The sequence below is a fragment of the Atopobium deltae genome (assembly GCF_001552785.1).
GTDB lineage: Bacteria > Actinomycetota > Coriobacteriia > Coriobacteriales > Atopobiaceae > Atopobium > Atopobium deltae.
This window is the reverse complement of the sequence record NZ_KQ959483.1, coordinates 36572-58394: the sequence shown is the minus strand read 5'-3', so window position 1 is coordinate 58394 and position 21823 is coordinate 36572. Positions and strand designations below refer to the sequence as shown.

Annotated in this window: 16 protein-coding genes; 13 read left to right on the top strand and 3 right to left on the bottom strand. The window is 52.1% G+C overall.

What is annotated here, in order from left to right; translation table 11 throughout:
• Positions 1-20: 20 nt before the first annotated feature.
• Complete coding sequence (locus HMPREF3192_RS00240; RefSeq protein ID WP_066304328.1) at positions 21-1376, bottom strand: NAD(P)/FAD-dependent oxidoreductase; 1356 nt, start codon at positions 1374-1376, stop codon at positions 21-23.
• An 11-nt stretch (positions 1377-1387) separates the two neighbouring features.
• Positions 1388-2320: an Mrp/NBP35 family ATP-binding protein gene (locus tag HMPREF3192_RS00235; RefSeq protein WP_082715483.1), complete on the bottom strand. Its 933-nt coding sequence runs from the start codon at positions 2318-2320 to the stop codon at positions 1388-1390.
• Positions 2321-2474: 154 nt separating this feature from the next.
• Here HMPREF3192_RS00235 and HMPREF3192_RS00230 point away from each other — a divergent pair, with 154 nt between their 5' ends.
• The 9 genes from HMPREF3192_RS00230 (at position 2475) to HMPREF3192_RS00190 (ending at position 13625) form a co-directional block, all read left to right on the top strand.
• Entirely contained in the window at positions 2475-2936 is a 462-nt protein-coding gene (locus HMPREF3192_RS00230; RefSeq protein WP_066304327.1) for a NanQ anomerase/TabA/YiaL family protein, read from the top strand.
• A 134-nt stretch (positions 2937-3070) separates the two neighbouring features.
• Positions 3071-5968 (top strand): excinuclease ABC subunit UvrA, encoded by a 2898-nt coding sequence (gene uvrA / locus HMPREF3192_RS00225; protein WP_066304326.1) that lies wholly within the window; start codon positions 3071-3073, stop codon positions 5966-5968.
• Positions 5969-5970: 2 nt separating this feature from the next.
• Positions 5971-6477, top strand: a complete 507-nt coding sequence (gene ybaK / locus HMPREF3192_RS00220; protein WP_197414512.1) for a Cys-tRNA(Pro) deacylase — start codon at positions 5971-5973, stop codon at positions 6475-6477.
• Between the two features lie 6 nt (positions 6478-6483).
• Complete coding sequence (murJ, locus tag HMPREF3192_RS00215; protein WP_066304325.1) at positions 6484-8244, top strand: murein biosynthesis integral membrane protein MurJ; 1761 nt, start codon at positions 6484-6486, stop codon at positions 8242-8244.
• Positions 8245-8482: 238 nt separating this feature from the next.
• Positions 8483-9715, top strand: a complete 1233-nt coding sequence (locus HMPREF3192_RS00210; protein ID WP_066304323.1) for an ABC transporter substrate-binding protein — start codon at positions 8483-8485, stop codon at positions 9713-9715.
• A 198-nt stretch (positions 9716-9913) separates the two neighbouring features.
• Positions 9914-10795 (top strand): branched-chain amino acid ABC transporter permease, encoded by an 882-nt coding sequence (locus HMPREF3192_RS00205; RefSeq protein ID WP_066304322.1) that lies wholly within the window; start codon positions 9914-9916, stop codon positions 10793-10795.
• 3 nt (positions 10796-10798) lie between these two features.
• Positions 10799-12010 carry a branched-chain amino acid ABC transporter permease gene (locus HMPREF3192_RS00200; protein ID WP_082715482.1) on the top strand — a complete coding sequence of 404 codons (1212 nt, stop codon included), beginning with the start codon at positions 10799-10801 and terminating at the stop codon, positions 12008-12010.
• 82 nt (positions 12011-12092) lie between these two features.
• Entirely contained in the window at positions 12093-12914 is an 822-nt protein-coding gene (locus tag HMPREF3192_RS00195; protein WP_066304399.1) for an ABC transporter ATP-binding protein, read from the top strand.
• A gap of 3 nt (positions 12915-12917) precedes the next feature.
• Complete coding sequence (locus HMPREF3192_RS00190) at positions 12918-13625, top strand: ABC transporter ATP-binding protein (protein ID WP_066304321.1); 708 nt, start codon at positions 12918-12920, stop codon at positions 13623-13625.
• Positions 13626-13686: 61 nt separating this feature from the next.
• Here the strand turns inward: HMPREF3192_RS00190 and HMPREF3192_RS00185 are convergent, their stop codons facing one another.
• Entirely contained in the window at positions 13687-15540 is a 1854-nt protein-coding gene (locus tag HMPREF3192_RS00185) for an FAD-dependent oxidoreductase (RefSeq protein WP_066304320.1), read from the bottom strand.
• Between the two features lie 637 nt (positions 15541-16177).
• On the opposite strand from HMPREF3192_RS00185, the gene HMPREF3192_RS00180 reads away from it, so the two are divergent.
• From HMPREF3192_RS00180 to HMPREF3192_RS00160, 4 genes are all read left to right on the top strand, one after another.
• Positions 16178-17752: an ABC transporter substrate-binding protein gene (locus tag HMPREF3192_RS00180; protein WP_066304319.1), complete on the top strand. Its 1575-nt coding sequence runs from the start codon at positions 16178-16180 to the stop codon at positions 17750-17752.
• Between the two features lie 232 nt (positions 17753-17984).
• A complete protein-coding gene (locus HMPREF3192_RS00170) occupies positions 17985-18935 on the top strand; it encodes an ABC transporter permease (RefSeq protein ID WP_066304315.1) in 951 nt (316 codons plus the stop codon).
• A gap of 1 nt (position 18936) precedes the next feature.
• A complete protein-coding gene (locus HMPREF3192_RS00165) occupies positions 18937-20949 on the top strand; it encodes a dipeptide/oligopeptide/nickel ABC transporter permease/ATP-binding protein (RefSeq protein WP_082715480.1) in 2013 nt (670 codons plus the stop codon).
• Positions 20950-20972: 23 nt separating this feature from the next.
• A complete protein-coding gene (locus HMPREF3192_RS00160) occupies positions 20973-21815 on the top strand; it encodes an ABC transporter ATP-binding protein (protein WP_066304393.1) in 843 nt (280 codons plus the stop codon).
• Positions 21816-21823: the final 8 nt, after the last annotated feature.

Genomic DNA, 21823 nt, shown 5'->3' with positions numbered 1-21823 from the left:
GATGTGCCACTCGCTTATGCCTACTCGCGCGTTTTCAGCGCATTACACACATGTTGTGCTGCGACCAGTCCGCTCTTCCAAGCCCATGACAAGTTAAACCCGCCGCATGCACCATCGATGTTGAGCGCCTCACCTACGCAATGAAGGCCAGGGTAGTTGTGTGCCTCGAGTGTTTGTGGATCAAAGGCATCGGTCGCAAAACCGCCGCGCGTGACCTGCGCGGATTGTAAGTCAGCTCTGCCCAAAATCTTGACGCGCAAGTGCTTAACAAAGTTCACAAGATCGGTTTCGTGTGCTTCTGAGGCCATGTGTTGTACGACCTGTGCAATAGCGGGGTCGAGCATGCCATCAAAACTGATGGCTGCTGGTTTTAGTTCAAAGAAACGCTGATTAATTTCGCCCGCTGAATATTCGGGGATAAGATCCAGCTCAATGGTATCGCCCTCGCTGGCATGGCGTGAGAGATTAAAAATAGCGATACCCGAAAGACCGTATGAGCGGAAGAGCAGCTCTCCCGTTTCCACAACTGAAGGGAACTCGCTTTTATACAGCGAAAGCTTTGCGGTGCAACGTTTTCCGTCAAGCTGCATCAGTGGCGTATCTTCGCAGTACAAGGGGCATAAAACGGGGGAGGCAGCGATGTGGGGAATCGCAAGATTTTCTAACAGATTTGTCTGTGTCGCACCTCTTCCCGCCGCAATGATAAGCTGCTTAGCTTGGATGGTTTGCACTTGTTTTGTGGCTGCGTCGTTGGATATCGCAACTGCGGTTTTGTTCTTCTCTCCCACAACTTCGTCCACGGTGAATACGATATCCAAATTCCAGAGCTTGTTTGTGGCAGCTTGTCTATCTGCGCCGTGTTTCGCCTGGACACTCGGTGCCACCCGACGAACTTCTCGACAGCATCCAAAGGTAACGCCAGCGCGTTGTGCTCGCTGCACCAACACATTGCGCACAGAGGCTGCCGATAAACTCCGCGGATACAGGCGTCCTTCTTTTTGTGCCCACAACAGACCACTTTCGCGGAAGAAGCTAAGAATATCTTGCAAAGGAGTAGCCCCTAGCGTGATGCTTGCAAAGTCGGGATCATTGAAGCACTTACCCTCGAGGTAGAGGTTCGAAAAATTACAACGTCCATTGCCCGTTGCTAAGATGCTGCGGCCAACTTCGTAATCCTTTTCGAGAACGAGGGTCTTTACCTGGTGTTCTGCGGTATAAATAGCACTCGCAAGCCCTGCAGCACCTCCGCCAATAATGACGAGGTCGTATGAGGGGGCAAGAGCAAGCATTGCAGCTTTTGCCTGGGCCTGAAGGCGCAGTCGCCTCTTGTTTAGGACACGCGGTTTTGCTTGTACGCTGGACTTTGTAGCGTTCACGGTTGGACTCCTTACGCTTGCGTAGGGGGTTGTGTCGGATGTTGGTTTGCATGCGACGCCGCTTCAGCAGGCTGTTGCGCCTGCGTCGTGCGAGACTGCTGCGGCGCTTCATCAAGTGCTTGCAGCCTATCGATTACGCCCTGCAGCAAGCCATCAGGAAGCTCTTCTTCCAGTTTACCCTTATCAGCTACTTGCGTAATACGCGGATCAATGCCCAAACGACCCAGCACAGGGATGTCAAAGTGCTGCGCATTTTGATCGCTGTGGCTCTTACCAAAAAGCTCAATGGCAGTTCCGCAACAAGGGCAGGTGATAAAGCTCATGTTTTCTACCAGCCCCAGCACAGGAATTTTCATGAGCTCAGCCATCTTGAGGGCCTTACCCACGATCATGCGGCTTAAATCTTGTGGCGTGCTTACGACGACAACACCTTCGATAGGAAGCGTTTTAAACACGGTCAGCGCAATGTCGCCCGTCCCTGGGGGCATGTCGACAACAAGCCAGTCAAGCGCACCCCAGCTCGTCTCTTCCCAAAATTGTCGAATGGCACCCGCCAAAATAGGTCCACGCCAAATAACGGGATCCGACTCATCCTTCAGGATCAGATTTGCACTCATAATTTTGATGGAATGTTTAGATACCTGCGGCAACATGATATTGCCAAGACCCGTGGCATGTTTGCCCGTAAGACCAAACATTTTTGGAATGGACGGCCCCGTAATATCGGCATCGAGAATACCAACCCGTTGATGCGCTCGCATCAAATTGGTAGCAATGATACCACTGACGAGGGATTTTCCTACGCCACCCTTGCCCGAAACAACGGCGATGACATGTCGAACACCCGACAAGTCATTGGTGACGTTTGCAGCTGCTGGACCTGGTTGTCCAAGCGCTGTGGCCGGCCCCATGCTAATGGGACGGTCGTGATTACATAAAGCCATAACGTACACCCACTTTATACAAACAACAGCATCTGCGCTGTGTAGTAACGTATTGTGCAGTTTGTATTCTACCCGTTGTGACATCTTTTACCACGACCCTTACGGCTCCTTTTGCTATAGTAGCTATCGTGAACTGTTTGTAAGGGATGATTGCATGCTTGTTTCTCGACTTGAAGATGTCCATAAATATCTTGCCTATACTACGCGTTTTGAGAAAGCGTTTACTTGGCTTCGCACAGCAGATCTTGCGAGTTTGCCTTTGGGTGTACACATCATTGATGGCGATCGCATCACCGCCAATATTCAAGAATTTGATACGGTTTCGAGTAGCGAAAAAGCATATGAAGCTCATCGTCGCTATGCCGATATTCACTACGTGATTGCTGGTGAAGAGCTGGTAAGTATTGCGCATATAAGTCAGGTCCAGCCCTTACAGGCATTTGATGAGCAAGCCGACTTTTGCCTGTACAGCGAGCCCGCTTCCTGCATGCTTGTTCCTCTTCAAGCAGATGAATTTGTGGTTGCCTATCCCGAAGATGCCCACAAGCCTGGTTGCGCTCTCACAGCACCAAGTCATATTCGCAAGGTTTGCATAAAGGTACTGGTCAGCGATTAGTCTGCGACCCTTGTTGGGTAGACTACATACTTAGCATGCCCATGCCGTCGTCCTGACGGCCTTCTCGGCGTCGCTGGTTTTCTCGACAGTGACTCGGCGACCTCCACTGCATGCACAACAGGTAAGGAAGTAGTATGTCGTCAAACTCGATTGTTATTCGTGGTGCCCGTGAACATAATCTGTGCAATATCGACGTGACCATCCCGCGCGATAAGCTTGTCGTCATCACGGGGCTTTCGGGTTCGGGCAAATCAAGTCTTGCTTTTGACACCATTTACGCCGAGGGGCAGCGCCGCTACGTCGAGTCTTTATCGAGCTACGCGCGCATGTTTTTGGGCCAGATGGATAAGCCCGATCTGGATTCCATCGATGGCTTGTCGCCCGCGGTTTCGATCGACCAAAAAACGACCAGTCATAACCCGCGCTCGACTGTGGGTACCGTGACCGAAATTTACGATTATTTGCGCCTGCTTTTTGCACGCGTGGGCATTCCGCATTGCTCCGTGTGCGGTCGCGTGATCGAACGGCAAACGACCGATCAGGTTGCCGATAAGGTCCTCGCCTTGGGACAAAGTCGAAAAGCCCTGGTACTCGCCCCTATCGTCTTGGGCAGAAAAGGGGAATACACCAAACTGTTTGCCGACCTGCGCGCCGAAGGCTTTTCGCGCGTGCGCGTCGATGGTGAGGTTCTTGAGCTCGACGAAGCAATCAAGCTCGACAAAAAATATAAGCACACCATTGAGCTCGTGGTTGATCGCATTGTCATTCGCGAAAAATCCCTGAGGCGTATCGTGGAAGCCACCGAATTAGCGTGCCGCTTGGCTGCTGGTCGTGTGAGTTTTTACCTACTGCCCGGCGAAGATCCGCAGCTTGGCGAGAAGCTCCCCGAGGAGCAATTACAATATTCGCTCGCACTGGCCTGTCCTGAGCATGGTTGCTCCATCGACGATTTGCAGCCGCGTGATTTTTCCTTTAATGCCCCCTATGGCGCCTGCCCCGACTGCGACGGTTTGGGAAGCAGACGCATCGTCAATGCCGAAGCTCTTATCGAGGATCCCAAGCTCTCGCTTGCAGAAGGCGTGTTTGGCTCAATCTTTGCGCACTCCAATTACTATCCGCAAATTCTGCGTGCGGTGTGCAAGCACCTAGGCGAGAAGGACACCACGCCGTGGAACAAACTGAAGAAAAAAACACGCCAAGCCCTGCTTGAAGGCACGGGCGATGAAAAAATCAAGGTTGACTACCATACCAAAGACGGACGCGATACGCAGTGGTTCACCAAATTCGAAGGGGTGCGTGCTATTCTCTTCGAAAAATACCAGGATACGAGCTCCAAAACGATGCGCGCCCATTTTGAGAAATACATTTTGGAAGCGCAATGTCCCAGCTGCCATGGTGCGCGCTTGAAGCCAGCATATCTGGCGGTCACCGTGGGCGAGAAGAACATTCAAGAGGTCTGTGACATGTCCTGCACGCAGGCCCTGCAATTCTTTAATGACCTTGAGCTCAGCGAGCGCCAAAAGCTTATTGGCGCTGCTATCGTTCGCGAAATTCGTGCTCGCTTGCAGTTTATGGTTAATGTCGGCCTCGACTATTTGACGCTTAGCCGCTCGGCCAACACGCTTTCGGGCGGAGAAGCCCAGCGTATTCGCTTAGCGACGCAGATTGGTGCTGGTCTTATGGGGGTTCTCTACATCTTGGATGAACCTTCCATTGGTTTGCATCAGCGGGATAACGACCGTCTGATCCAAACGCTCAAAGCCCTGCGCGATCAAGGCAATACCGTCATTGTGGTTGAGCACGATGAAGACACCATCCGTGCAGCCGATTACGTGATTGACATGGGCCCTGACGCGGGCGAGTTGGGCGGCAAAATCGTCACCTGCGGCACGCCAGAGCAAATCATCAAGCAAAACAAATCGCTAACAGCCAAGTACTTGACAGGCGAGCGCATGATCGAGCTTCCCAAAACGCGCCGCCGTCCGCATCGCGGTGCGCTGAAGCTCACGGGAGCGAGCGCCAATAACCTCAAAAACGTGAGTGTCTCGGTGGAGTATGGAACCTTTACCGTGGTGACGGGCGTTTCGGGCTCGGGCAAGTCGTCCCTCATAAGCGACACGCTTGCTCCCGCGCTTACCAATATCGTGCATCATTCGTCGCGCCAAACGGGTCCTTACAAAACAATACAAGGTCTGTATGACGAGCAGGACCATGCCCTTATCGATAAGGTCATCGACATTAATCAGGCACCCATTGGGCGCACGCCGCGTTCCAACCCCGCAACCTATATTGGCCTGTGGGATGACCTGCGCTCCCTGTATGCCTCGACGCCAGAATCGCGTGCTCGTGGCTACAACCCAGGGCGCTTCTCGTTTAATGTTTCGGGCGGTCGCTGTGAAGCCTGCAAAGGCGATGGACAAATCAAAATCGAGATGAACTTTCTGCCCGACATTTACGTGCCTTGCGAAGTGTGTCACGGCAAACGCTACAATCGAGAAACCCTTGAGGTGCTCTACCACGGCAAGTCTATTTCGGATGTGCTCGAGATGACTGTGCATGAGGCGCTGGCCTTTTTTGCGAACATTCCGCGCATCAAAAACAAGTTGCAAACGCTGTATGACGTCGGTCTTGGCTATATTCACCTAGGGCAACCTGCGACGACCTTATCGGGAGGAGAAGCGCAGCGCGTCAAACTTGCCAAGGAACTACACCGTCAGCAAACAGGTAAAACGCTCTACATTTTGGACGAGCCCACGACGGGCCTGCATTTTGAGGACGTACGCCAGCTCATTTTAGTGCTGCAAAAGCTGGTCGATGCCAAAAATACCGTGCTTGTCATCGAGCACAACCTTGATGTTATTAAGGTTGCCGATCGTATTATTGATTTAGGCCCCGAAGGCGGCGCTGCGGGTGGTAGCATTGTTGGATATGGGACGCCCGAGCAGATCGCAAAACTGCCCAACAGTCAGACGGGTCGCTATCTGGCACCCATTCTGGAGCGTGACCGCGCACGCATGGATATGAGGAGTTAAGCGTGTCAAAAAAAGCAAAGTTGGCAAAAACGAATGCTATGCGTGAGCTCGATCGAGTGCACGTAACATATAACGTTTTGACCTATGATGCTGAACACGAAGACTTATCCACAGGCGTGGGGGTGCGTATTGCGCAATCACTGGGACGAAATCCCGCCGCGGCGTTTAAGACCTTGGTGACTGTCAGTCCCTCAAAACGCTACGTGGTTTGCTGCATTCCCGTCGATGCCGAACTCGACCTTAAAAAAGCGGCTGCAAGCGTGCAGGAAAAATCATTACACATGCTGCCCATGAACGATCTTGAGGCAACTACAGGTTATGTCAGAGGAGGCTGCTCTCCCATAGGCATGAAGAAGCAGTTTTATACCTGTTTTGATCAAAGCGCTCTCCAGTTTGAACGCATTGGCGTTTCGGGCGGTAAGCGTGGCATTTCGTTGGAGCTCAATCCCGAGGAGCTGGCGCAGTTTTTGGGTGGGCACTTTGCTGATCTTACACAAGAGAAAGCGTAAGCGACGATGGCTGGAAAACATTTAGCACATACTGCAGCTACACGCCCGCGCAAGGCGCCTAGGCACCTGAGGAGCTCTTACGACAAAGCCGAACTTGCCGTCACCAACGAATTTGCCTCCAGCGCATCCCGCGAGGCCGCGCCCACCGCTGCTCTAGATGCCACCAATCCGAGCGCTCCCAAAACGCTACATGCCAGCGTGGGTGCTTCTGCGGCACTCATGAGCGGTCTTGTCATTCTGAGCCGTATTACGGGATTTTTTAGAACCTGGGGACAGGCTTATGCCTTAGGCGTCACAGTAGTATCAAGCGCCTATACCGTTGCGAATAATTTACCCAATCAGCTTTATGAACTGGTCATGGGCGGCATGCTTATTACGGCCTTCTTGCCCGTCTATATGTCCGTAAAAGAAAAACGTGGTCGTAAAGGTGCCAACGAGTACGCCTCCAACCTATGCTCACTCATCCTGCTGTTGATGGGCCTCGTTGCCCTTATCGGCTTTGTTTTTGCGGGGCATGTGATTTGGACGCAATCATTTAGCGCGCGACAAGATTTTAATGCGCCGCTAACGACGCTCTTCTTCAGATTCTTCGTTATCGAAATTGTGCTCTATGGCCTTTCGTCGCTCTTATCGGGCATGCTTAATGCTGAGCGAGAATACCTATGGAGTAACGCTGCTCCCATCTTTAATAACTTTATTTGTACAGCATCCTTTGTGCTCTATGCGCTGTTGCAACAGTCGGAGCCTTTTATTGCGCTGCTCATACTTGCTATTGGCAATCCCTTAGGTGTTGCCGTGCAAGTATTGGTGCAGGTGCCTGCGTTGCACAAGATAGGTGTACGCCTGCATTTGCGCATTAATTTACACGACCCAGCTCTCAAAGAAACGCTTGCAATTGGCGTTCCTTCTCTGCTACTTACGGCTGGTAATTTTGTAACCACGTCGGTGCAAACCTCAAGCTCGCTTTCGGTCACGGCAGCGGGCGCCTCCATTGCATATTACGCGCGCCTGTGGTTTACGCTGCCGTATTCCATTTTTGCGATTCCCATTACGGTCGCCATGTTTACGGAGTTGTCGGACGCGGTTGCTCATAATGACATGAAAAAGTACAAGCACGGTGTATGTGCAGGTACGAGTCAGATTCTGTTCTTTTTGGTGCCGTGCATGATGTATTTGGTGGTGTTTGCACGGCCCTTGTCGTTAGCTTTGGGTGCAAGTCACTTTGGTGCTGCTGACTCACTGTATCTAACGCAATACATCATCTTTTTGGGCCTATCGCTACCTTTTTATGGGGTGTGCACCTATTTGCAAAAAGTATGTTCGTCTTTGCGCGCGATGGGTGTGTTAATGTGGGCGTCTGTTGCTGCGAGCATCATACAGGTGCTGCAGTGTCTGTTCTTAACCGAGCAATTTGGCTTGGCGAATGTTGCCATTAGCTCGCTCATCTTCTTTATTATCGTTGATGCTGTTGTATTTTGGTATTTGCGCCAGCGTCTGTCGGGCATCGGTCTTACGAGCATTGTAGTTGGTTTTGGACGCGCTGTGCTGATTGGCTGCGTTGGTAGTATGGTGGGAGCTGCACTGCTGTGGATATTGCAGGCAATAGGCTTTGGCAACACTACGCTAACGGCTTTGGCGACCCTGGCCGTCGCGGGCATCCCGACGCTTATTGTGAGTTTTGGCTTTGCGTATTTGCGCAACTTCCCCGAGGCACACTTTTTGCGCGCCATGCTTGAGCGCTTCATAAAGCCAAGGCGTATGCGTTAAAACATATAAAATCCCCTCATGAATGACAGTTTCTATGCAGCTTCGTTTCTTTATTGTTTCTTTTTACTCATTTTTGATGCATCTTCTCGCTAAAAACTAGAGAATATCTTTTATGCGTTTTGTAGACATTTGCGTGCCTCTTTGCAAGCAGGGGCAACGCTTCACGCAGGCGCATGGTTGTATGTGCGCTTACGCCGTACGCGCACCTTATTGTCGACGTTCGAAGGAGGAAAGAACGATGAATGGTACTTACATTTCGAGAAGAAATTGCATCAAACTTTTTGGAACTTCGGGCGTCATTAGCATTTTGGGTCTATCGGGACTAAATCTAGCGGGGTGCGCATCCACAAAATCCAACTCTTCGCAAACAGGTGCCTTTAAGCTCGGCTCGACGGGTCCCATCACGGGGGCTGCAGCTATCTATGGTGCCTCAACCAAGCAGGGCGCCTTGGTGGCTATCGACGAGATCAACAAAGCCGCAGGTAGCATCAAGTTTGATTTGAATTATCAGGACGACGAAAACGATGCCGAAAAAACGGTGAATGCCTACAACAATCTGAAGGATTGGGGCATGCAAATTTTTGTTGGTGCCACCACCACGACCTCGTCCATTGCTGTTAGCTCCGAGGCCAATTCGGACAACATGTTTATGTTAACCCCCTCGTCATCGGGTACTGACGTCATTGGAGGTCAGCCCGACGCAGATGGCAACGTTTCGGTGCAGCGCAAGAAAAATGTCTTCCAGATGTGCTTTACTGACCCCAACCAGGGAAGCGCTTCGGCCCAATATATTGCCGACAAAAAGCTCGCTACTAAAATTGCGGTGCTCTACAACAACTCCGACGTCTACTCTACGGGCGTTTACAAAAAGTTTATGGTGAAGGCCAAGGAGCTCGGTTTGACCGTCGTTGTCGAAACGAGTTTTACTGATGATTCAGCCACCGATTTTTCGGTCCAGCTCAACAAGGCCAAGGACGCGGGCGCCGATTTTCTCTTCATGCCCATGTATTATCAGCCAGCCTCGTTGGTGTTGACGCAGGCAAAAACCATGGGCTACGCACCGCAGTTCTTTGGCGTCGACGGCTTGGATGGCCTTCTGACGCTCGAGGGTTTCGACACCAGTCTCGCCGAGGGCGTCATGCTTTTGACTCTCTTTACGGCCGATGCGACTGACGAGAAGACCAAGACTTTTGTCAAAACTTATAAGGAGCAGTACGGCAGCGTTCCCACGCAGTTTGCGGCGGACGCCTACGATGCCGTCTACGTCGTGAAAAAGGCCATCGAGAAGTCCGGCGTCACGCCCGACATGGATGCCAAAACGATTTGCGATAAGCTCATCGGGGCCATTACCGCTTCCGATTTTAGCTACGACGGCCTGACGGGCACGGGTATGACCTGGTCAGATACGGGCGAAGTCTCCAAAAAGCCAAAGGGTATGGTCATTAAAAACGGCGCATACGTTGGCATGTAGTCTTACGGCCTGTAGTTTTACGCACTAACCCCTTTGTGAGGAATGACAATTTGTAATTTGTTGCGGTGGCTCACAAACAAACGCGTGCGTGAGCTGCCGCAATCATCATTCCTAACGCCAATCATTCCTTATACGAAAAGCAAACTCTATACAAATATTGACAAACGCTACTTTGACGTACTTTGGAGAGGAGTGTCCATGGGACTTATATCTCATATGATCAATGGTATCTCGCTGGGCAGCGTGTATGCCATTATCGCCCTGGGCTATACCATGGTCTACGGCATCGCTAAAATGCTTAATTTTGCCCACGGCGATGTCATCATGATCGGTGCATATACCTGCTATTGTTTGATGGCTTACCTAGGTGTACACCCTGCGGGCGCGGTGGTGGCGTCGGTCGTGGTCTGTACGCTTTTGGGCATTGTTATCGAGAAACTCGCCTATAAACCCCTGCGTAATGCTTCATCGCTCGATGTCCTTATCACCGCTATTGGCGTGAGCTACTTGCTGCAAAATTTTGCCCTGCTCGTGTGGAAATCCGACCCCAAGACCTTTAGCTCGGTGGTAGAGGGTCCGCCCCTCATGCTCTTTGGTGGGCAGGTTTCCATCAATATGGTGAGCTTGGTGACCGTGGTGGCCAACCTGGTGATTATGGCGGCACTGACACTCTTTACTCAAAAGACGAAGCTCGGCAAAGCCATGCGTGCCGTGTCAGAAGATAAGGATGCCGCGCAGCTCATGGGCATTAATGTTAACGGCAGCATTTCGATGGTGTTTGCCATTGGTTCGGGCCTTGCAGCCATTGCGGGCGTGCTTTTGTGCTCGGCATATCCCACGCTTATGCCTACAACGGGACAAATGCCTGGTATCAAGGCTTTTATTGCTGCGGTCTTAGGGGGTATTGGCTCCATTCCAGGTGCGATGCTGGGTGGCATTTTGCTGGGCGTCATCGAGATCTTCTCGAAAGCCTATATTTCTACGCAGCTTGCCGACGCCATCGTGTTTGCCGTGTTGATCGTCGTTCTTTTGCTCAAACCAGCAGGTCTGTTGGGCAAAATGGTTTCCGAGAAGGTGTAGCGTATGGCTGAATTGAAGCGTAATACGGTGCCTGGCGAGAAGCCCGCCGCTGCCGAAAAGACCCGCGTGTCTGGCATACGCGGTCTTCTCGCGTGTTCACGCAGTACCAAACGAAATCTTGTCACCTACACCATGGTCGTGCTTGCCTATGTGGTGGTGCAGGTTCTGATTGGCACGAAGGTGATTTCCTTTGCGCTGGCAGGACAGATGGTTCCCATTTGCGTGTACATTGTCATGGCTGTTTCACTTAACCTCGTCGTGGGTATTTCGGGTGAGCTCAGCTTGGGCCACGCAGGATTTATGAGTGTTGGCGCCTTTACGGGCGTGGTAGTGATGGCCTTACTCGCGCCTTTGGTCCCCGATACGGGTGTGCGACTGGTGCTTACGATGATCATTGCTGGTGTTCTTGCGGGCCTTGTGGGCGTGGGCGTTGGCATTCCCGTCATGCGTCTGCGTGGCGACTATTTGGCTATTGTGACCTTGGCTTTTGGTGAGATTATCAAAAATGTGTTGAACAATTTATACGTTGGTATCGATAAGAACGGTCTGCACGTTTCGCTGCAAAGCACCAAGGCGCTTGGTATGGAAGGAGGCGCGCTGCTTATCAATGGGCCTCAGGGAGCAAGCGGTATCACCAAGGCGTCGACCTTTTTTATGGGCTTGATACTGGTGTTGTTCTGTTTGTTTGTGGTGCTCAACCTCATCCATTCGCGCAGCGGACGTGCAATTATGGCAATTCGTGATAATCGCATTGCTGCCGAGTCGGTAGGCATTTCGACAACGAAGTATCGCCTCATGGCATTTGCGGTTTCGGCTGCGTTGGCGGGTATGGCGGGAGCGCTGTATGCGATGAACTTCTCGTCCATTGTGCCGAAGAAATTTGACTTTAATCTTTCCATCATGATCTTGGTGTTTGTTGTACTCGGCGGCATGGGCAATGTTCGCGGGTCGATAATTTCGGCGGCGGTGTTGACGGTGTTACCCGAGGCACTGCGTTTTTTGGCGGACTGGCGCATGCTGCTGTATGCAGTCGTACTCATTTTTGCCATGTTGCTTGGCAATAACGAACAGCTGAAGGCCTGGCGCGAACGCATGCTTACGCGACTGCGGCTGGAGCGGCGCCGTGCAGTGGCGGCACAGACAGGGTCGCAAGCAGCGGCGCTGCAAGCAGCGGTAGCTGGGTCACAAGCGAAAGAGGGTGATGCGCATGAGTAAACGCGATACGAGCAAGCGCGATACGAGCAAGCGCGGCACGACTACACAGCTCACAAGCAAGAACCATGGTCTGTTTACCAAAATGGTGCCCGTGCCCTCCGACAGTATCGTGCCTGAGCGCGATGTGCACTTGACGCCCGCGCTTGAATGCCGCCACCTTGGCATTAGCTTTGGCGGTCTAGCGGCGGTGGATGACTTTAATCTGACCGTAGGCAAAACCGAAATCGCTGGCCTTATTGGCCCCAATGGTGCTGGTAAAACGACGGTGTTTAACCTGCTAACCAAGGTGTATCAGCCCACGCGTGGCACCATCATGCTCGACGGACACGATACCCAGGGCGTGGATCCTGCGGCGGTCAATAAGCTGGGTATTGCAAGAACCTTCCAGAACATTCGCCTATTTTCGACAATGACCGTTGCCGAGAATGTCATGGTGGGTCTGCATAATCAGGTAAAAAGCGGGATGTTTTCGGGCATTTTTCGCCTACCACACCACTGGTCAAGCGAGCGTATGTTTGCGTCGCGTGCTGACGAGCTGCTTCGTATTTTTGCCATGCATACTATGGCTGATGTACCTGCAGGTGCGCTGCCTTATGGTGCTCAGCGTCGTCTGGAAATTGTGCGTGCGTTGGCTACAAACCCCAAGCTGCTGTTGCTTGATGAGCCAGCGGCGGGCATGAATCCTTCCGAAACCGCCGAGTTAATGGATACGATCGTCGGAATTCGCGATCGCTTTGGGATTGCGATCATGCTCATCGAGCATGATATGGATCTGGTCATGGGTATTTGCGAAGGCATCGTCGTGGTGAATTACGGCAAAATTATTGCAAAGGGAACCCCAGCCGATATTCAAGCGAACCCCGCCGTTATTGAGGCGTACTTGGGCAAGCAGGAGGAGGCATAAATCATGGTTTTGTTACACGTACACGATATGCATGTGTATTATGGCTCCATTCATGCGGTTAAAGGCATCTCATTTGACGTGCATGAAGGGGAGGTTGTCACCCTTATTGGCGCCAACGGTGCGGGTAAATCAACGACGCTTAATACCATTGCAGGACTTTTGCGTCCACAGCAAGCCACGATCGAGCTTGAAAAAACGTCGCTGGTAGGGGTACCGACGCATCAGATGGTGTCGAAGGGCTTGGCGCTGTGTCCCGAGGGCCGTCGCATTTTTGCCCAACTGAGCGTTGAGGAAAATCTTCAGATGGGAGCGTATACACGCAACCCCGATGAAGCTCAGCAGACCATGGAGCGAGTCTATGAGCGCTTCGAGCGTTTGCGTGAGCGCAAAGGCCAGCGTGCGGGTACGCTTTCGGGTGGCGAGCAGCAGATGCTTGCCATGGGTCGCGCGTTGATGTCTCGTCCAAAAATACTCATGCTGGACGAACCCTCCATGGGTTTGGCGCCCCTTTTGGTAAAGGAAATCTTTGACATCATTCGCATGCTCAATGAGCAGGGCACTACGATTTTGCTCGTTGAGCAAAACGCGCGCATGGCTTTGTCGGTCGCGCATCGCGCCTACGTGCTCGAGACGGGCAACATTACGATGAGCGGTGATGCGCACGAGCTGCTGGATGATCCGCGCGTACAAAAGGCGTATCTGGGCGGCTGATTCGTCCCAGTGGCCGATGCATGAGCTGGTCAGCTGACGTGGCGGCTGTTACCGCGCTTCTTTATGCCCTGTCGAGAAGTTCAGAGCGTATGATTGCGTGGTCGCGTGGGTCAAGAAAAACCTTTTGCATACCTTCAAAACGCTTCAGCTTATGGGGAATGTCACTTCTGTAATGGCTGCCACGGCTCTCGGCACGCCAGCTCATGGCGTGCAGCACAAGAAGTGCTTCTTGCAAGAGGTTGTAGCACAGAATGGTGTCATATCGCAGTTCATTGATGTGTTTTGTTGGGTGCTCACCTGCTGAGGTTTGCTCGACTGAGGCTTGGTCAATTGAAGCCTGATCAGCTGGTACGAGTGATGCGTTCATCTGTGCTCTGAGTTTCTCAAGTGTGGATTGCGCGTGCTGCAGTTCCTCGGCACAACGTCGTATGCCAGCGTAGCGTTGCATACATTTGCGAATTTGTTGCAGGTATTGTTGAGCCCGCGCTCGCTGAGGCAGCACTCGATCAGGAAGCTTTTGCATCTGCTTTTGCATTGCAGTCTGCGCATGTGCGATGACTCGCGCATGCGCCGCTGCTGCAGCCCCTGCAATACGTCCAAACACGAGGCCATTTGCGCTCGAAAGTCCTCCCAAGCGATCAGCTCCATGCATGCCACCACAGCATTCACCTGCCGCGTACAATCCCGTAGGACCACCAACACAGCGCGCTTGTGTATCGATTAATAGGCCTCCGCTTGAGGCATGGGGCCACAGGGCTATTTCGAGCGGATCACCAGGTTTGACCTGGGCTGTTGTTTGCAACCACGAAAAATAGGTCTGCATAAATTCTGGAAGCTGTACAGGTAGTTCATAATGCACCTGTGCCGTACGTGTCGTCGACCCGTCGATAGCAAGATCAATAGCCGCATCATCTAAGCGTGCCGAGAAGGGCCCGTGTTCGGAACGCTGATCAAGCAGTCGCGCATCGTGCAGAGGATCGTATAAAGCGTTGCCACCTTCGCCGTCCTGTGTCTGAGGCTCGAGTTGTGTCTCGGAGCTGCTTCGCGTCTCGGACTCGTCCCGTATCTCTCCTGCACCCGCGCTGAGGTGTGCATATTTAAAGGTCTTCTCGTTAAAAATAAGGCCGCGCACGGGCTTCACAATACAAGGCATAAACTGCATAAACTCAGTGTTCACGAGGTTTGCCCCGCGGATCAGCGCAATACTGTGCGCCACCGAAAGCACGTCGGGCTGCGTCAAGGTAGGACTAAACAGCCCGCCAAAGCCTCCCGTTGCGAGCACAACGCTGCTGCAAGCAAAGTGTACAAAGCGCTTGCCGATAAGATCGTACAGCTCGACGCCGCAGATCTTCTCACCAGAAGTGTTATCAGTGCCAGAAGCGCCGTTGCCGTCTGAAGTATCGTCATCTGCGTCATCGTTGCTGCAGGTTTGTATATCCACGAGGGACAAATGAGCATAACACTCGATCGACAACAACGAAAATTGCTGCTCAAACCCCGTTTTTAGCACATCGTGTTCCAAGCCATACCAGGCTCGGTGTTTGTGATCGAAGCAGGGGAGATAGTCGCGCTGTTGCGTTTTGCCCTTGCTTGCATGACGCAAGCTCACGTGACAATCATGCTGCAACCACTCAAGTGTTGGCGCAATATTATGCACGAAGCAGCAAACCAAATCCTTGTCAACTACGCCTTCGCCTACCTTTGTTATGGTTTGACATAAGTCCTGCTCATCGGCAGTATTTTCGGGAGCGATAAGGCCGAGTCCCCAGGTCCCTTCAAAGAAGCTCGAGCCACCAAAGAGTTTGCCTGCGCAGCAAAGCGCTACACGAGCTCCCGCTTGCGCTGCGGCGATGGCTGCAACGCAGCCAGCAATGCCACTTCCCACAACGACGACATCATAGGATTTTGCTGACAATGGTGCTCCTTCTTGTTGGCATGCGGACCAAGCGTGGACTGATGGATGTTCTGATGCGTAGACATATGGATTAACGCATAAACGATATATATCTTGCATCATAGCAAAGTATATGCTTCATATTTTTGCCAGATCGTCTATGTGCTCACGGACGACTTATGTTACGTCTGCCGCTGGCTGCACTGCGCCACCGTGCAGCCAGCCGATCTTCTCGCCAGCGCCGCTGACCAGCACCAACACGGTATACCAGTTTTTACAAAATTTGCATTTGAGCAGGACATACGGGGAAATTCCCAAAAAACTTGTAATATATGTTGCTCAAAACAGGTCAAATTTTTGCCGCTCGCGCGAAAATTTACAGAAATTTACGCCGATTTGATCCAGCACCGCCGTGTTTTTACAAACTAATATTTCAGTTGCCCGTGCATAAAATAAGCTAATTTTAGTGTAATTTTTCAAAAAATCTCAATACTGCCTACCATGTATCGAGCGTTTTAACCCGTTCGGCGATTAACAGAGCGTTTTTTGGTGTATCAGTTTGCGTTTATCAGTAGTATTTATCTTGAGTTGCAAGGTATTACACAAGCACGCGACAACTGGTGTTGCGTGCGTCGTACTCGAGATTGGAGATCAACCGATGCTTCAGAATGCTGGTATGACTCGTCGTTCGTTCCTTGGTGCAACCGCCTCTGCGGCCGCTTTGCTGGGCCTTGGCTTGGTTGGCTGTGGAAAACCCGCCGAGAAGGCTTCGGAGGTTAAGGCAAATAAGGATGCAACCATTACCATTGCCGCTGCCTACAAGACAAAGAACTTCCACCCTTCAAACACCTCTTCCGCATTAGCCTGTGGTACCAACTGGCATGTTGTTGAGGGTCTATACGGCATTGACTTCCGTGACTATTCAGTCCACAAAGAGCTTGCTGCCGACGATGAGCCCACAAAAGTCGATGACACCACCTTCGAGATTAAACTCCGCAAAGACGCGAAGTTCTCGAACGGCAATCCCGTTAAGCCCGAGGATGTTGTGAAGTCGTTCGAGCGTGCAACCGCCGAAGGCAACATTTACATTCCTATGCTTTCGCCCATCGAGTCCATCACCAAGAAGGACGACAACACGGTTACCGTTAAGACGAAGTTCCCCTTTGAACTGCTTAAGCAGCGTCTGAGCATCATCCGTGTTGTTCCTGCCGATGTTGACGATAAGACTTTGACTGCAATGCCTATTGGTTCTGGTCCTTGGGCTTACGAGAAGGTCGACGGCGAGACGCAAATTATTGCTAAACCCAATAAAGAATATAACGGCCCCTATCCTGCGGGTGCTGGCACCATGCAGTGGGATGTCCAGGTTGACGCAACCGCTCGTAAGACGGCCTTCAGCGAGGGTACCGACATGATCATGGAGTCCATACCTGCCGAGGACGTCGATACCATCAAGGGTATGGACGGCGTTAAGGTTGATCAGGTACAGGGCTTTGGTCTTGTCTTCATGATGATGAATGCAAAGCATAAGCCATTCGACAACGTCAAGGTACGTCAGGCTTGCCGTTACGCTCTTGATGTTGACAAGATGATTAAGAACACCTTTGCTGGCCAGGCTGCTGGTTTGACCTGCTACCTGCCTGAGAATCACACGAATTACCACAAGGCTTCAACCGTTTATACGCATGATGTCGAGAAGGCCAAGGCGCTGCTCAAGGAAGCGGGCTACACTCCTGGTAAGATCACGCTTTCGACCACCGACTCCGACTTTGTCGTTTCGATGTCTGCTCAGGTACAGCAGGACCTCGAGGCCATCGGCTTTAAGGTAGAGATCCAGAAAAACCAGTCTTCCGCTATGTACTCTGCGATCGACCAAAATCCTCAGAGCTACGACATCGCGCTTGCCCCTGGTGACGCTTCCTGCTTCGGTAATGACCCCGACCTGCTCATGAGTTGGTACTACGGTAATAACACCTGGACCACCACCCGTACTCAGTGGGCCGACGATCCTAAGTGCAAGGAAGTTCAGGACCTCTTGGCTCAGGCTGTCCAGAAGGGTGGCAAGGAGCAGCAGGATCTGTGGAACAAGTGCTTCGATATTATCGCTGAGTACGCACCTCTGTATCCTGTCCTGCACAAGAAGGTCAGCACCGCTTACTATGCCGAGAAGATCGCCGACTTCGGCGGCATTAGCACCACGGGCGTTTACGCCGTTGGCGCAAAAGCTAAATAAGCGTTTGGTTTGAAGTTACGCCCAACGCTTATGCGCGATAGCGGCGTAACGTAGAAGCTTGTTTGTAAGAGGGTCTCGAGAACCACGAGGAGCTCGAGACCCTTTGTGCTTAAAAAGTACGCCGTCAACAATGTCACCTTTGGTACAGGGCGTACAATAAAAATGTACGTCGTCAGGCGCGTCGTACCATGTATACACCATAAACACGTGTGCAAGAGAGAGGAGCAACACGGTGAGTAATCTTCTGAGACTCATTGGGCGAAGGCTTATCGCCTTGCCGTTTATGGTTCTCGGGGCCACGCTTCTAGTGTTTGTTCTCATGTCATTTTCGCCGATTGACCCTGCCTATTCGCAGCTCGGCGAAAACGTCACACCAGAAGCAGTCGCTCAATACCATAAAACCCATGGTCTTGATGATCCACTACCTGTGCGCTATGTGCGTTACATGGGTGGTTTTATGCAAGGTGACCTAGGAACCTACGGCGTGAGCAATGCTTCCGTCAATGCCAAAATTTCTGAAGCATTACCGATTACCATGCAGCTGACCTTCTTTGGTCTTATCATTGGCACCATTTTGTCCTTTGTTCTTGGTGTTGTTGCTGCATTGTATCGTGATCAGTGGCCCGATCAGCTGATTCGTGTTATTTCGATTCTTGCCTTAGCCACACCCTCGTTTTGGTTGGCTGTCTTGCTCATCTTGCTCTTCTCGGCAAATCTTCACGTCCTTCCTGCTTCGGGTCCTCTTGGCGTTTTCTTAAGCGTGAGTTGGTGGCGCCGCATGATCATGCCCGCCGTGGCGCTGGCCATGCCCCTTACGGGCCAGTTGACGCGCGTTATTCGTACCTCCATGGTCGAAGAGCTCGATAAGGACTACGTGCGTACCGCCATTGGTGCGGGTATCCCGAAGCGTGTCGTCATTGCAAAAAATGTCCTGCGTAACGCGCTTATTACGCCCGTAACCACCCTTGGTATGAAGATCGGCTATTTACTCGGAGGCGCCGTTGTTATTGAGTGCGTCTTCTCGATCCCTGGCATGGGTACGGCCATCACCACGGGAATCCAGGGCAACGAGCCCAATCTGGTACAGGGCGTTGTTATTGTTGTAGCGCTATCGTTTATCATCATTAACATTGTGGTCGATATGCTCTACATCCTTATCAATCCAAGGATAAGGACGGTGTAAGATGCGTAAAAATCAAGCTCTTAACGTGGAAGAGAAGGTCCGCAAAAAAGCAAAATTTGCTGGCTTCAAGCACATGAGCACATCTTCCAAAATTTCGGTTGTCGTCTTGGTGCTGGTAGCACTGAGTGCTATTTTTGCAACCTTTATTGCTCCGCACAATCCCTTCGAGATCTTCGTTGCCCGTCAGGCCCCCTCGCCTGACTTTATCTTTGGTACTGACGACAAGGGCCGCGATGTCTTCTCGCGTATTTTGTACGGTGGACGTTATTCGCTGGTCATCGGCTTTAGCGCCACAGCGGTCGCGCTCTTCGTTGGCTCGATCATTGGCTCTATTGCTGCCGTTTCGCGCAAATGGGTTTCCGAGATCATCATGCGTGTCATTGACGTTGTCATGTCATTTCCTGGCATCGCGTTGGCCGCCGTATTTGTCTCGATTTTGGGAAACAGCATGCCTGGTATTATCTTCTCCATCGGCTTTATGTACATTCCGCAAATTGCCCGTCTGGTGCGTGCGAACATCGTAAGCGAGTATGGCGAGGATTACGTGCGTGCTGTAGTTGTGTCGGGCGCTCGCGCTCCGTGGATTTTGTGGCGCCACGTCATGCGTAACTGCATTGCACCCATCATGGTCTATGCCGTTACTCTCGTTGCCGATGCTATTATCTTCGAAGCATCGCTGACCTTTATTGCCGCTGGTATTCAAGAACCAATGCCAACTTGGGGTAACATCATTGCCGACGCCCGTGCGGGTGTTTTGGCTGGTCGTTGGTGGCAGGCGCTCTATCCTGGTCTTGCCATTATGATTACCTGTCTGTGTCTTAACATTTTGTCCGAAGGCATTACCGATGCTCTTGTCGCCGCGCCTTCTGGTCTCGTTGAGGATCACGATCCCGAGGCTGTCCGCGAGGCTGACCGCCTGGTGGCCGACCCCGTTGCTGCCTATGCTGCGCAAGCAGAATCCCTGGATGCCGCTTTGACGGCACTTGCCAAGGTGGAGTCGGTGCGTAATGACCGGCATGTTCCCGACTACAGCGTGGAACCCTTGCTTCGCGTTAAAGATCTGTGCATCAAATTCCCGCGTCATGGTGACGTCAACGTGGTTGACCACGTGAGCTTTGATGTACGCCCTGGTCAGACCATGGGTCTGGTAGGCGAGTCAGGCTGTGGTAAGTCCATTACCTCGCTGACCATCATGGGTCTTCTCGATAAGCGTGCCCAGATTTCTGGTGAAGTGCTGTATGAGGGCAAAAACCTGCTCGAGATGAGCGATAAGCAGCACAACGAGTTGCGTGGTCACGAGATTGCAATGGTGTATCAGGATGCATTGAGCTCGCTCAACCCTTCGATGCTTATTAAATCTCAGATGAAGCAACTGACCGATCGCGGTGGTACGCGTTCTGCGGAGGATCTGCTTCGCTTGGTTGGTCTCGACCCCGTGCGCGTGCTCGAAAGCTATCCGCATGAGTTGTCGGGCGGCCAGCGTCAGCGCGTTCTTATCGCTATGGCTTTGACGCGTGATCCTAAGCTTGTGATTTGTGACGAACCCACCACGGCTCTGGACGTGACGGTGCAAAAACAGGTCATCAAACTGCTCAACGAGCTGCAAGCAAAGCTCGGTTTTGCCATGATCTTCGTGTCGCATGACCTCGCCTTGGTTGCAGAAGTCGCTGCCGATATTACCGTCATGTATGCAGGTCAAGTCATTGAACAGGCGCCGACCAAAGAACTGCTCATCAACCCCATTCACGAATATACCCGCGGCCTTCTGGGTTCGGTTATCTCGATCGAGGGTGGCGCAGGTCGCCTGCATCAGGTGCCTGGTACCGTTCCTTCTCCCGTGGACTTTGCGCCGGGCGATCGCTTTGCGGCGCGTTCGAGCCATCCCGATGTTGGCTTTGACGTGCTGCCCGTCCTCAAGCAAATTCCCAATACGCACCATAAGGTTGCGGAATTGCCCGACGAGGTTCTTGCAAGCGCAGGACTGAAGTCGGCAGTGAAAGGAGGTGCCGCATGAGCGGAACAACGGTCGAAAAACACATGCCCGTAACACTTGATGACGGTACCGTTGATGGGGTTACACCTATTATCTTTTTGAATGATGTGCACGTCACTTTTAAGACACGTGCGGGAGGCATCTTTAATCCGCGTCTTGTGCATGCGATACAGGGTGTTACCCTGCGCTTAATGCCTGGTAAAACCTTGGGCATTGTGGGCGAGTCTGGTTGCGGCAAATCAACAACCGCCAACGTTATGTGCGGTTTGCAAGCGCCGACGTCGGGACAAGTCTTCTTTAGGGGTAACGATGTTACGAAGCGTACCGCTGCTGACAGGCTTAAAATTGGTCGTGTGATTTCGGTTGTCTTCCAAGACCCCGCCACCGCCTTAAATGCGCGTATGACGGTACACGATCAGCTGCTGGATCCTATGCTCGTGCACAACGTGTTGACGAGTGTTGAGCGTGAGCGACGAGTGCGCGATCTCATTGGCATGGTGGGCCTGCCTTCGAGTGCGCTCGAGGCGCTGCCAGGACAGCTTTCGGGTGGTCAGCGCCAGCGTGTTGCTATTGCTCGCGCGCTTGCGATTGGTCCCGACGCAATTATTGCCGATGAGCCGACGAGTGCGTTGGATGTTTCGGTTCGTGCGCAGATCTTGAATTTGCTTACGGATCTGAAGCGCGACCTAGGTCTTGCGATGGTCTTTATCAGCCACGATATTCAGACGGTGCGCTATATTTCCGACGATATTATGGTTATGAACGCTGGCAAGGTCGTTGAGCTTGGACCCGCGCAAGAGGTGTTCGAACATCCGAAAGACGACTACACGAAGCTGTTGCTTGGTGCGGCGCCCTCGCTGCTGCATCCCAAGTTGGGACAAGCTTAAGGAAGTAC